This window comes from Leptolyngbya subtilissima AS-A7 (assembly GCF_039962255.1).
In the GTDB taxonomy this organism is placed as follows: Bacteria; Cyanobacteriota; Cyanobacteriia; order Phormidesmidales; family Phormidesmidaceae; genus Nodosilinea.
The window spans coordinates 427,034-439,562 of the sequence record NZ_JAMPKY010000002.1; the positions used below are offsets into that span (position 1 = coordinate 427,034).

General features: G+C 52.0%; 10 protein-coding genes. 5 read left to right on the top strand and 5 right to left on the bottom strand.

Annotated features, from left to right (window positions below):
- Window positions 1-243: 243 nt before the first annotated feature.
- The gene (locus NC979_RS06595) at window positions 244-1,341 is read right to left on the bottom strand and encodes a site-specific integrase (RefSeq protein ID WP_190518657.1); all 1,098 of its coding nucleotides are present in this window, start codon (window positions 1,339-1,341) and stop codon (window positions 244-246) included.
- A gap of 484 nt (window positions 1,342-1,825) precedes the next feature.
- On the opposite strand from NC979_RS06595, the gene NC979_RS06600 reads away from it, so the two are divergent.
- Window positions 1,826-2,005: a glycoside hydrolase family protein gene (locus tag NC979_RS06600; protein WP_190518659.1), complete on the top strand. Its 180-nt coding sequence runs from the start codon at window positions 1,826-1,828 to the stop codon at window positions 2,003-2,005.
- Window positions 2,006-2,633: 628 nt separating this feature from the next.
- Entirely contained in the window at window positions 2,634-2,765 is a 132-nt protein-coding gene (locus NC979_RS06605; protein WP_255524800.1) for a hypothetical protein, read from the top strand.
- Between the two features lie 472 nt (window positions 2,766-3,237).
- On the opposite strand, the gene NC979_RS06610 is transcribed toward NC979_RS06605, so the two are convergent.
- The 4 genes from NC979_RS06610 to NC979_RS06625 form a co-directional block, all read right to left on the bottom strand.
- The gene (locus tag NC979_RS06610) at window positions 3,238-7,377 is read right to left on the bottom strand and encodes a CheR family methyltransferase (protein WP_190518661.1); all 4,140 of its coding nucleotides are present in this window, start codon (window positions 7,375-7,377) and stop codon (window positions 3,238-3,240) included.
- 622 nt (window positions 7,378-7,999) lie between these two features.
- Window positions 8,000-8,509: a DUF2243 domain-containing protein gene (locus NC979_RS06615; RefSeq protein WP_190518664.1), complete on the bottom strand. Its 510-nt coding sequence runs from the start codon at window positions 8,507-8,509 to the stop codon at window positions 8,000-8,002.
- Between the two features lie 272 nt (window positions 8,510-8,781).
- Window positions 8,782-9,354 (bottom strand): hypothetical protein, encoded by a 573-nt coding sequence (locus NC979_RS06620; protein ID WP_190518666.1) that lies wholly within the window; start codon window positions 9,352-9,354, stop codon window positions 8,782-8,784.
- Between the two features lie 706 nt (window positions 9,355-10,060).
- Window positions 10,061-10,510 (bottom strand): DUF4383 domain-containing protein, encoded by a 450-nt coding sequence (locus NC979_RS06625; protein WP_431191027.1) that lies wholly within the window; start codon window positions 10,508-10,510, stop codon window positions 10,061-10,063.
- A 322-nt stretch (window positions 10,511-10,832) separates the two neighbouring features.
- Here NC979_RS06625 and arfB point away from each other — a divergent pair, with 322 nt between their 5' ends.
- The 3 genes from arfB (at window position 10,833) to lspA (ending at window position 12,449) form a co-directional block, all read left to right on the top strand.
- Window positions 10,833-11,246 (top strand): alternative ribosome rescue aminoacyl-tRNA hydrolase ArfB, encoded by a 414-nt coding sequence (arfB, locus tag NC979_RS06630; RefSeq protein WP_190518668.1) that lies wholly within the window; start codon window positions 10,833-10,835, stop codon window positions 11,244-11,246.
- Between the two features lie 80 nt (window positions 11,247-11,326).
- A complete protein-coding gene (locus NC979_RS06635; RefSeq protein WP_199308798.1) occupies window positions 11,327-11,965 on the top strand; it encodes a biotin transporter BioY in 639 nt (212 codons plus the stop codon).
- Between the two features lie 4 nt (window positions 11,966-11,969).
- The gene (gene lspA, locus NC979_RS06640; RefSeq protein ID WP_190518671.1) at window positions 11,970-12,449 is read left to right on the top strand and encodes a signal peptidase II; all 480 of its coding nucleotides are present in this window, start codon (window positions 11,970-11,972) and stop codon (window positions 12,447-12,449) included.
- The last annotated feature ends 80 nt before the right edge of the window (window positions 12,450-12,529 follow it).

Sequence of the window (12,529 nt, forward strand, 5' to 3'; positions counted from 1 at the left end):
TTCCGAAGAAGCTTGTGAATTTCTAAAATGCGAAAAGGATACCCTCAAGAGCTTAAGGGAGCACTGGATTGAAGGCGTTCACTATTTTAAGAGAGGCAAAGGACTCACAGCACCAATTTTATTTAATAGAGAGTTGATTTTTGATTGGTTAGCAAACCAGTCCTCTCCTCATGCCCACCAAGTTGCCATAGAAAACTTTCGGCGATCGCTACCTAGTGGGCAGAAGCGCAATAGAAAAGCCAGTTAAAACAACTCCGGTGTTTTTGGATGGCTTTTGATCAATCCGGCATAGTTTTGGTACAGTGTCTTGACATCATGCCCAGTAATCGCCGCTACCTCTACCGGGTTCATACCTGATTCAAGAGCATGAGAGATAAACGTGTGGCGAGTATTATAGTAACGACGGTAGGGCACTCCCTGAGCCTCTAAAACCTTCCGCCATCCACGCTTACCAAAGTTACCCTCTGTGATTGCACCGCCCTTTGGTGCTGGAAATACCAAACTATCAGGGTCAACGTTGGTAGGTCTACGAAAACGCAACATTGCCCCCAGGCTGTCAGATAGCTTCACGTCTCGATCCTTGCCAGTCTTGGTTTCCTTGAACTCGCCATGAGTATGAGCTTCACCAAACCAAATCACAGTGCAATCTTCGTTCAAGTGTCGCCAGCGAAGACCATTAGCCTCTCCAGTTCGACAACCACAGCTAAATTTGAATCTCACATAGTCGGTGTAGTGGTTATAGCGACAATGTTCCGCAAAACCCTTGAGTATGCGCTGTACTTCGTCCTTAGTAAAGGCTTTGGGCTTCTGCTTAGGCCGATTCCTGACCCTCAGTTCTACCCAAGGGTTATCCTTCACGAGTTCTTGCTTGATTCCCCATTTCCAGCCAGATTTCAGCAACCCTAGCCTTTCTTGGCTGGTGACTGGTTCCATATTCTCATTGAGCCAGTGAATGAAGTCCTCAGCATCCTTCTCCGTAGCAGGGCGATCGCCATAGAACTCTCTAAGCCAAGTCAGCAGCCCTTTATATTTTTCTAAAGTTCTATGCTGTACCTTCTTGGTCTTGAACTCGATGAACCGCTCAAACAGCTTCACAGCCCCTAGATCCTTGGCTGGCTCAAGACTGCGATCGCCCTTGTACTTCTTAAGACTTGGATCAAAGTTACCGCTGATTATGTCCAACTTGATCTGGTGGGCCAACTGGTGGGCCACTGCCAGGTTGATCGGTTCATACCGTAGACCAGGGCTGAACCACTTCCGCTTACCCTCGTAGCGCCATACAAGCTGAATCCAACCGTCACTGTCATTTATGCTGATTTCGCCCTTAGGAGTCCTAGGCATGCCTTCTACACCGCCATTACACCTCCATTAAACCACTAAAACCCCTATAATTCCGTTACTTTCCGACAAGCCCTAACACCGCTGAAACCTCTCAAAAGCCTTGTAATCAATACATTTGAGCCATTTAGAGCACCACGTTGACATCGTGGGGGTCACTGGTTCGAGTCCAGTTACGTCCATTCCCTGAAAAGCCGCCATTTCAAGGCCTTTAATGATTGACACTGGGGTGCGATCGCATTTAGAAACGGGTGTGCACTTAACGGATTTAAACGGAACGATCAGGGTTTTAGCGCTTCAATGGGTACAGAATGGGTACCCGAAATGGCTAGAACTCCCAAAGGTGAAGTTTCAATTGGGAACATAGACGGCTGGATTCGCCCGAGGTGGCGGCATCAGGGGCAGCGCAAGACGATGAGGATCGCAGCCTCGAACCCCGCTATCGATGCACCGGGGATGACGGAACTGATTAAGAGCAGAGCGGGAGATGCTGGCCTACCTGGAGCGCAAATGCCTACCTGCGATCGCACCCTTGGGCTTCGCTGAGCATCAGGCCAGTGCCCTGGACAGCTTCTGCTACAACGTGGGTCCGCACCAGTTTATAGGCAGCGAAATCTACCTCCACGCACAGGCGAGCAACCGCCAAGCCGATGCCCTAATGAGCTGAACAAAGGCCGGGGGCAAGGTGCTACTGGGCTTAGTCAAGCGCCGCGAGAAAGAGCGAGCCGTTTACTTCGGAGGTTAACCCCTATTTCGGGCCTTGTTATGAGATATGAGTTTACTGAGTTTGACGTTGTTATAACGCTGAACGCGACCGACCCCAATCAATCAACGGTGATTGAGTACGAGGGGAGGAAGATGCGGTCTATTTTTACAGAACGCTGATCTCAGAATCTTACGGTATGTTCGGCCATCCTATTGGAGAAAAATCACCCCGATGGATCTGAATTTTGCAATTCAGCAGTTATTTGATGGCATGTATAACTTATTAGATGAAAATGTTTTAGATGCGTATAAGTTGTTAGAAATTACTGATGAATCTGTCGTTTGGTTGTGCCTCCTCAATAACTGAGCGTGTTACTTCGTATATGGAGAAAACCAACTGACGCAGCATTGAGAGGAATGGCAAATGATGAACAACGAATTTCGAATTTTGATAGAAGCCTACACTCAGGCTTCGAATGACGGGGACACGGCTACTGCTGAAACGCTGATGAAAGAGCTAGATGGCATAGTTGTACTATCCCAGCACGATCGCTTGAACGCAGAAAAAAACAAGGGATGGACGGTGGGTAGTGCCCGTCGAGATTCGCTGCCTCAAAGCAGGCAACCACGCCAGCGAAGCATCAAAAATGAACATTGACATTCAAACCTTAGAACAAATTCTTAACCGCATCTTGCACGCCGAACCCGCCGACAAAGCTTAAGCAGCGCTGTTAGATAAAACCTGCGCAGGCATCGAAAACGTGAGCATAATATTGGAGCAATTGAAGGCAAAATAGGGCCAACGGAACTTCACTTTAGCCTCTGGTCAGCGTTGGGGCTTTTTGCTGCCTACGTCCGCTAGCCACACCAGCACAGCAACGCCCATCAGCTAGAGCAGGTCAAGGCCCAGCACGGTATACATTAGCCAATCAGATGGCCATTTCCCAGAATCCATAGCCACACCCGTCGTAACCCGCCAATGGTGCCCAAAACAAAGCTCCCAACAGGCCAGCGGTGCCGGTGAGGGTTAAGGCATCAGGTTGCATCTACACGAGTAGCGATCGCCGCGGTGGAGCGATGGTGCCCTGCTTGCTGGTTACAGTAGCAGGAGACAAATGTGATCGGCCAGTTGGCTTACTCGATGGAACGGGTATTTTGCCCGTGCAGGCGAAATGCCTAACCCTACAGCACGGTTTACATGGAGTCGCTATGGACTGACACGATCGCTCTGATGAGGTCTTCTGGGTCCACAGGTTTCGCCAGATGGCGCTGGAACCCGGCGGCGATCGCCCGTTGTCGGTCGGCTTCATCCACATAAGCCGTCAGCGCGATGGCTGGAATTTGCCCGCCGGCATCTGCACTCAGCGCTCGCACTTGCTGAATCAACCAATAGCCGTCTTTCTCGGGCATGCCAATATCGCAAATTAGCACGTTGTACCGATTGGGATTGTCATTCAGAGCCGCTAGGGCTTCGCTGGCAGAGGCCACAGTTAGCACCTTAGCCCCATAGTTTCCTAGCACAAATTTGAATAGCTCAAGGGTATCAATTTCGTCATCGACGGCCAAAATTTGCAGGCCGTCTACCGACGCAACTGGGGCGCTTGAACTCTCTGATGCAGGCGACTCTACACTGAATGGCGGCGCTCCCAAGCGCCCGTCCAGCGGCAACCTGACGATGAACGTGGCGCCTTGTCCTTCGCCGGGGCTGGTGGCTTGCATGGTGCCGCCGTGGAGTTCTACCAGCTGCTGGGCGATCGCGAGCCCTAGGCCCAAACCGGGCTTTGCTTTGGTGGTGCTAGAGTCGCCCTGCCGGAAGCGCTCAAAAACATGCGGCAATAAATCGGCTGTAATGCCCTGCCCGGTGTCAGTAACCCGAATTTGAGCCTGCCCCTGCACCCGCTCTAGGGTGATTTCAATGCGCCCGTTGGGCGGGGTAAATTTAATCGCGTTTGACAGCAAATTCCAAAAGACTTGCTGCAATCGATTGGCATCCCCGACTACCGTTTCAGCATTGAGCTGAGCCACAATTTCAATCTGTTTGGCGTCGGCTGAAAGTTGAACGGTCTCGATCGCAGCCTGCACCACTGAGCGCAGTTCGAGCGGAGCCGGGCGAAGAATGAGCCTGCCGTTAACAATCCGAGAGGTATCTAAAATGTCCTCAATCAGTTGGGATTGCATCCTGGCATTGCGCTCAATTGTCTCTAAAGCACGGATAATAGTCGTTTCTTCGAGGGCGCGCGCACGAAGCTGCTGCGCCCAGCCGAGTATGGCGTTGAGAGGATTGCGGAGTTCGTGGGAGAGGTTGGAGAGAAACTCATCTTTGGCGAGGTTGGCCGTTTCGGCCTGCTGACGGGCGACCTGTTCTTGGGCGAGGAGTTGGGAGCGCTCGCTTTCAAACCGCTGGCGCTCGGTAATGTCTTCGATCGCGAGCAAAACCATCGCCGTCTCATCGTCACGCTGTAGCTTGCAGGCATTGAGCAGCAGCGTTTTTTGCCCAATTCGTTCAGACCAATAGTCCATCTCAAAATTTTGCAGCCGACTATCATGGCTGAGCACGTCTGCTAAGCGCGATCGCAGTTGAGGACTATTCCACTGCCCGTTGCTGAGGTCAAACAGGGACGAGCGCACAAACGTTGATGCTGACGTCTGAAACATGTCGCGGAACGCGCGATTGACCATGTCCACTCGAAGAGCGGCATCCAGCACAACTAAGGGGGTGGGCACCGTCTCAATGATCGCTTCTGCATAGTCACGAGCCGCCTCCAAGATGGCAGCATGGCGTTTGAGCGCGTCGATGTCGAGAAAAACTATGGTTACGCCGTCAATCAGGTTTTCTGTCGTGCGATAGGGACGAATCCGCAGGGAGTACCAATAGCCGGTTCGAGTTTGAATTTCTTGTTCTTTGGTGTTGAGCGTCTCTAGCACTTCTAACGCCATAGACTCTAGGCTGGAAACGTCAAAATCGGTGCAAAGGTCGCTAAACGGTCTGCCGACATCGCTAGGAATGAAGTTGAACAGACGCTGTGCTGTGGATGTAAGCCGACGAATTTCCAGCTTATTGTTGAGCATTAGGATCGGCACACTGATGCTATCAACCAGGTTGTTGAGATCACTGTTGTCTCGAATTTGTTGCAGGTGGCGGCTGCGCAGTTCGTCGTTGGTGGTGGAGAGTTCTTCGTTAGTAGCCTGAATCTCTTCTTTAGCCGTCTGGAGCTCTTCGTTGGTGCTCTGCAACTCCTCATTGCTCGACAGAATTTCTTCATTGGCCACTCGCAGATTTTGGTTGAGGTGGCTGTGTTCCTCAATCACCGCCTGCAAATGCGCCTGCGCCGAAAGTTCTCGCTGGATCGCAGCGGACAGAGCTTGACGAAGCTGCAATATTTCACGCTCTAGGTCTTCCGGTTCCTGACGCTCAGCTGCCGCTGAGGCGGGGAGAACCGGTAGCAAAACCGCTTCAAAGATCACCAAAAAATAAACTGTGGCGGCAGTGGTCGGCTGAAATGGAATTACTTCTAGGTTGAGGTACGCTGAGTCCTCACCCGAGTCCAGCTGAACCTGTTCTTGTCGCACCACAATGTTTTGAGTTTGAGCTTGGTAGATAGCGGTGCGCAGGGGCAGTATTAGCCCTTCTCGGGCCATCATCAACACGTTGAGGTCAGTGGTGCCGGTGGGTAGCTTCAGATAGGGGTCGGTGTCGCCGCGCAGGTGGAGAATCTGCATTTGGTCGTTGATAATTACAGACACTGGGGCGTAGCGAGCGGCGATTAGCTGGTCAACTTCTCGCACTACATCAAAATTATTGCTGGTGGTTTCAATCACTCGCGGCGGGCGCTCGCCACCGACAGCCGGGTGAACCCTGGTGGTGAATGAAAACAGGGGACGAGTCAAGGTCAGCTTGCGCGCATAAATTTTGGCGGGCTCGTGAACCGACGTAAATAGGTCTGAGGCGGTTTTGACGCTTTCAGACATGCCCAGCATGAGAAAGCCGTTGAGGTTGAGACTGTAGTGAAAAATAGCGATGATGCGCTCTTGCAACGCACTCGATAGATAAATCAGCACGTTGCGACAGCTAATCAGGTCGAGATTAGAGAACGGCGGATCGCTGCCTAAATCGTGCCGCGCAAAGATACAGAGTTCACGGACAGCGCTGCTAATTTGGTATCCTCCGGCGGCCACCGGAAAGAAAAAGCGGCTGAGCCGCTCGGGCGAGACGCCCCCCATTTGGCTTTCTAAGTAAACGCCTGCCCTAGCTTTGGCGATCGCGGCTTCGCTGATGTCGGTGGCAAAAATCTGAATCGTCGGGATGGTGGCGCGATCGCTAAAAAACTCTAGCAAGCAAATGGCGATCGAGTAGACTTCTTCCCCCGTCGAGCACCCCGCCACCCAGATTCGAATGGGCGTGTCTGCGGCTTTGTTTTGACTAATGGTTGGAAAAACCTGTGCTTTGAGCTGCTCAAAGGTATCTGGATCCCGGAAGAAACTCGTGACGTGGATCAGAATCTCATCATGTAGAGCTTGAACCTCAGCCGGGTGCTCTTGCAGGTGCTGAGCATAGTTTTCCAGGGTGTCGAGCTTATACAGCAGCATCCGGCGCTGCATGCGGCGATCGATCGTCTTAGATTTGTAAAACGTGAAGTCAACGCCCTTCATCGTGCGCAGCAGCGCAAAAATGGTGGTCAGGGCATCGTCCGCCTGAGGCAGCTCCTTTACGCCCTGAAGCGGCTCTGAGACGGTCAACAGCGGGCTGCGGCTGATGTTGACCAGCTCTGCGGCGATCGCCTCGGGCGGCAGCACAAAATCAACGTCTCCGGTAGCAACCGCCGTATTCGGCATACTGTCATACCTGGCGCTGTCTTCGCACTGGGCAAAGGTCACACCGCCCGCCACCTTAATCGCTTTTAACCCCTGCGAACCGTCGCCATCCATGCCTGACAGCACGACTGCGATCGCTTTATTGCCCCAATCCGCGGCCAACGACTCAAAAAACGCATCCCCCGGCATATATTTGCCCTGAGTTTTCTGGCGCGCCGCCAGACAAAAGGCCCCATCTATCAATGTCATTTGGGTGTTGGGCGGAATCACGTAAATCTGGTTGGGCGCGATCGCCATCTGGTCTTGCACCTGCTGCACCGCCATTGGGGTGACTCTACCTAAGATCTCAGCCAGTTGGCTCTCATGGTCAGGCGCTAGATGCTGAATCAGCACAAATGCCATACCCGTGTCGGCTGGCAAGTTAGAGATCAAGTTTATGAACGCTTCCAGGCCACCCGCAGAAGCAGCCATCCCCACAACCGGAAACGGCGCATCGGTTCTAACTGAAGGATTTAAATCCATGAAAGCAAAAATGATGTACTAAGTAATTTGTTAAAAGAAGTGACGAACAATACAAGCACGCTGAGTTTCAGAACTAAAAATGTTCTGAAACGTTATATCTACCATTGTGCTCTTCTGGAACAACTATATAGATCGAGAAGTTTCAGCACATCTCCCTTTTGAGGCGAAAGTATCCGGGCATCAGCCGTGCCCTTGACGACGTAGGAAAAAGCTGATGCCAACCTTCAAGATCATGGTGAAGTGTTTTTTCCTTAAGACTCCAGAGCCTGGAGTGACCCCAGAGCAGGCCATAGAGTGGCCCAGAGTAGTTGCCCCGCGCCACAGAGCAGCAACACAATCTCTCTCAGCAGCTCTTTCGTGAAACGTTCCAAAATTTGTCCACCACTGTGCTCGACAGTAGGAACAAAGCTAAGCAAACCAGCACATAGACAATGCCGCTGATTTGGGCAAGCAGACAAACGCTCCTAGTGATTCTTTTTTAGACAGAACAAGATAGGACAGGGTAAGTACTAAAAAGACCCGCGATCGCCCTCACTCAGAGCCGTACTAGAAGACGAAACGGCGATCGCAGTGAATCGAGCCGCTCAACCAGCACCAGCAGGGCTGCTAGGAGGAAAAATGGCTAAGCATCAATTTGGTTACGCGTCATGAGAAAACCTAATCCAATCAACACAAAGCCGATTAGAAAAAAGGCCGCGTCGTAGACTAAATAATTAGGTCCCGGCCGGATGTGGTGCAGCCCCAGCAGAGCGTGAAAAAAGACGCTGTCGAAGAGCTGGAATCCGCCCCACCCCATCAAAATCCATCCCACAAAAGCTGAGGTGGTGAGGGGCACAATGGGGACCTGCTGCATACCGCGCCACAGCACAGCCAGCCCAACCACGATGACCAACCACATGCCAGCGCTCAAAACTCCATCCCAAAAAACGTTGCGCTGCAAACCTACCAAAGTGTTCATTGGTACCCGGCCCGAAACCAGGTGGTGCCACTGCAACAGCATGTGCAAAACAATGGCGTCAATAAAGCCGCCCAGACCAAACCCGATCAAAAACCCGGCCACCTTAAACGGCCTAACGTTGATCGGAAAAGCACTGGGCTTTTCTGCCGTACCTGAGGAAGGAGAGTCGATCATGGCTAATAGTGGTGGCTCTAGCTTGCAAAACAGCCTCGCCAACACCTCAGCGCGCACCTGCTGCGATCGCGGCTTTGGTCTCAGTCACGACTTGTCGAGGAAGGCTAAGATCGCGTTAGAAAGGCTTTATCTAGGTCGTCGTTTTCAGTCTAGAAATGGGAGTCTAGGACATCCTCATTAGAAAGGAATAGATTGACGTTTAGGCGATCGCCCAACTAATCTAAAAGCTACCAATCGCCTCTAGCGCAATCGTTCTTTCCAATTAGAATCGACTACTTAGAATCGACTTCAGACTGCGGCATGGGATAGACATCCCAGGTTTGAATGCTGTGGCCAGCTAAAACCGACTCAGCCTGGCTCACTTCCTCCTGACTGCCATCGACAATCACCATAAACTCTGCGCCAATTAAGCGATCGCTAAAGACTCCAGCCTGGTCTTCGGAAACGCCTAAAGAACGCAACCCAGCCTTGAGGTTTGACGTCGCCAAGGCCCCTGCCCCTTGTCCAGCTGCCAACGTAGCCAAAGCCGCACCAACGGAGCCTGCCGCTATCACCGCGCCCGCCCCAGGAATCATTGCCAAACCGGTCAGGCCGCCTAGCAAACCACCCCAAAATCCTCCTGCTAGAGCATTTTGCGGCAGTCGTTTAGAGTCGTTGATGTCTTGCCCTTCAACCTCAGAGCCTGTCTTAACGCCCCCCGCCACCACATCGTCTGCTAACTGCTTGGCCAAAATTGAGATCTGGCCCATCGGAAAGTCGGATGATTGTAAGGCTCGAATAGCTTGCTCGGCCTGCTCCTCCTTAGGGAAAAAACCGATGCCTCTGTGGGTATATTGCTCTGTCATGGTGTCTCCTAGTCAGCCCCGTTTAAGGCTGTTACAGTAATGCTTTTATCCATGCTTTACCTTTCCAGAGCAATCCTCAACGGTCAAAGGTCGTAACCTAATTTTTGACGCCATAAAAAAGCGCAGTTAGTCCCTTCTAACTGCGCGGCTTCTCACGACTAAGCTTTATGATTCATGACAACTTCACGTGAGAAAGACTTAGATTTTTTGAGCCCCTTGTTAGCCAAATCGCCCAGCTGTAGTGGCAATCAAAAAGGCTGCGTAGGTGAGGGTATAACCTAGAGTAAAGTGGGCTACACCGACTAACTAACCCTGGACAATCGACATGGCAATGGGTTTGTCTTTCCAACGCACTAGGTTGGCCAACTAGTCTTCTACACCGTTTACAGAGACGTTCTATCTTGGCTACGAAGCTTAGACAGAGATCGCCGTCTTGTTCATGACAATGCTGTCAGCCCTGTGTAGAGATTAGGGCTAAGCTGCACCGGCGTGTTGGCAGCGGCAGGCTCATGTTGTTAGCAATGAGGTCATAAAGCTAGCCAGAATTTCTCGCAATGCTGAAACCCTACCTAAATATCGTGGGGATCGTCGGTTCGAGTTCAATTACGTCCATCTTCTAAAAATGCTTGAGCAAGCTAACCTTGCTTAACCAAACAGAACCTAAGAGCGGTGGGCTTAGAAGGCCAAGCCTACCACTCCCAGATCATTAAACGCTGAGGCTGGTTTCTTTGTCGGGTGCAACAAACCCAAAATAGCCCGCTATCAACGCTGTAACGGCGTTGAACCAAACGTTGTTGCCAAAAATCGGCATCAAGCCAAACGTGGTATGAGCCACGGGTACCAAACCCATAATGGCAATCAACAGATAAGAAATTGCAAAGAACCGATTAAACAAACGGGCACCACCTACCGTGGTAGAAGCCGAGATCCCAAAGATGCCCACCGCTAGGTGAACTAGGTTGTGCATTAAGTTGATCGGGAAAAGGCCAAAAAGATAGCCAAAACCCTGTACATAGGTATCTCCCATATCAATTGGAAGAGGGGCAGCGCTGGCCATGTCCGGTGAGGGAAGCGTTACAAGCGCTGGAACAAACCCAGCCAAACCCAAAACCGTAAATAAAATGCCTAAAACTAGTGCACAGTTGCGTTCTCTCATCATTAAGCTCCTTTGGTTGACTTTGTCGCTCTTAACCAAGAGTGTTCCGCCAAATACTTATTCAAGATTCTGCTGGGCCAGACTAAGGGCCGAGCCCTATGCTTGATCAGAATAGTTTTGGGTGGAACACTCCAAAACGCCCGCCCTACAAGAAGAAAGCACCCTGCGAGCAACGTTCTGACTTCAAAGTAAATAAACCCGTCGAGCAGGTAATCAACCAGAATGTAGAGATGCCACACGGCATGAAGTCGTTACCTGACAAGGCTTTATGCTGCATCCTGGCTCAATCTGGCTATGGTGTAGATAGCGTCCTCAATTTTTCATGCTGCAAATTACCAACCGCACTGCCATTCCGCTGAGCGAGATTGAGCTGAGCGCCGTCCGCTCTCAGGGGGCGGGGGGCCAAAACGTCAACAAAGTTGCCACTGCCATTCACCTGCGGTTTGACATCAATGCATCTTCTCTATCGCCCCTCTACAAAGAACGTCTGCTCAACCTCAACGACAGCCGCATCACCAAAGAGGGAATTGTCATCATTAAAGCCCAGCAGCATCGCACCCAAGAGCAAAACAGAGAAGATGCCCTCGATCGCCTCAAGGGTTTAGTTCAAAGCGTTACTGTTACGCCTAAAAAGCGCAAACCCACCAAACCCTCAAAAACTGCCAAGAGAAAACGCCTCGACAGCAAAGCTAAGCGTGGGCAGATTAAATCTCTGCGGGGGAATGTGCGCGACTGAGATGCCTTTGTCGCTGCCTAATAGCGGGCAAAAATCTTTCTGTTAACCCGTGCCCAGTCTGACAAACCCTGCTAATGTGAATGTCTGAATTCTGCCGCCAACGGGTGAAGACATCGCCAGTGCTAGCACCATTCGAACTACTGTGGGCTCTGATTGGGTTGGTTCTCACCATTGTGGCCACCTGGATGGAAGCTTTTACCCTCAACGCTCCCTGGACTTGGGGTCAGTCTGGTATGGCGCTGCTGTCGCTGGGGGTGAGCTTTCAGGTGGGGGCTGTGCTGCTGACCGGCTGCGTGGGAGGCAAAAACGCGGCGGCGCTGTCGCAGGTTGCTTACCTAGTGCTGGGGCTGGCGCTGTTTCGAGTGTTTGAGTTTCCGGTATTTACCCAGGGGGGCGGGCTGAGCTACGTGCGCGAGCCGGGCTTTGGCTATCTGATTGGTTTTGTGCCCGCTGGGTGGGTATGCGGCTACCTGGCCTTTCAAAACCCACCCAAGCTAGAAACCTTGGCACTGAGCTGCCTTAGCGGGTTGGGCATCATCCACGGACTGGGCATTATTTACCTGACTCTCGCCTCCCTGCTAGGCTGGTTGCAGACTGTATCGGCCTCCTACTGGGAGCTGCTGGTGGGCTATTCTATTTTGCCGATACCGGGCCATCTGGTGATAGTGTGTGCGGTGGCAGTGCTGTCGCTGGTGCTGCGACAGCTGTTGTTCTACTAGGCCCATGAGAGTGCGCAATCGTTGGTTTTGGATCGCCGCTGGGGTTGGGCTAGCCCTCGATCAGCTAACTAAGTTTTGGGTAGCTCAAACTTTTGAACTCACCACCCCACCCGACTCGCTGCCAATCTGGCCAGGGGTGTTTTACTTTACCTATGTAACCAACAGCGGGGCCGCCTTCAGCCTGTTTAGCAACAACGGTGAATGGCTTAAGTGGCTATCGCTAGCCGTCAGTCTGGGACTGATTGCTCTGGGTTTAAAAGCACGATTGCCCAACCGCTGGGAGCAGGTGGGCTACGGGCTGATTCTCAGCGGAGCACTGGGCAACGGCATCGATCGCCTCCTGTCTGGCGAAGTCATTGACTTCCTAGACTTTCGGCTAATTCGCTTCCCGATTTTTAACGTAGCCGATGTCTGCATCAACATCGGCATCGTCTGCCTGCTCGTGGCGGCGCTCAAAGAACCGCCGAAGCGAGGAGAGGGGTAAATGGGTGAGAGGGTGGATGGGTAGGGGGGTAGGATCAACGGAATCGCTCATCCACCCGACTACTCATCCACCCATCCACC

Excerpts from the sequence above, each read along its gene's own strand:
- NC979_RS06595 (WP_190518657.1), bottom strand. The coding sequence starts at position 1,341 with ATGCCTAGGACTCCTAAGGGCGAAATCAGCATAAATGACAGTGACGGT.
- NC979_RS06600 (WP_190518659.1), top strand. The coding sequence starts at position 1,826 with ATGCTGGCCTACCTGGAGCGCAAATGCCTACCTGCGATCGCACCCTTG.
- NC979_RS06610 (WP_190518661.1), bottom strand. The coding sequence starts at position 7,377 with ATGGATTTAAATCCTTCAGTTAGAACCGATGCGCCGTTTCCGGTTGTG.
- NC979_RS06615 (WP_190518664.1), bottom strand. The coding sequence starts at position 8,509 with ATGATCGACTCTCCTTCCTCAGGTACGGCAGAAAAGCCCAGTGCTTTT.
- NC979_RS06620 (WP_190518666.1), bottom strand. The coding sequence starts at position 9,354 with ATGACAGAGCAATATACCCACAGAGGCATCGGTTTTTTCCCTAAGGAG.
- NC979_RS06625 (WP_431191027.1), bottom strand. The coding sequence starts at position 10,510 with ATGAGAGAACGCAACTGTGCACTAGTTTTAGGCATTTTATTTACGGTT.
- arfB (WP_190518668.1), top strand. The coding sequence starts at position 10,833 with ATGCTGCAAATTACCAACCGCACTGCCATTCCGCTGAGCGAGATTGAG.
- NC979_RS06635 (WP_199308798.1), top strand. The coding sequence starts at position 11,327 with ATGTCTGAATTCTGCCGCCAACGGGTGAAGACATCGCCAGTGCTAGCA.
- lspA (WP_190518671.1), top strand. The coding sequence starts at position 11,970 with ATGAGAGTGCGCAATCGTTGGTTTTGGATCGCCGCTGGGGTTGGGCTA.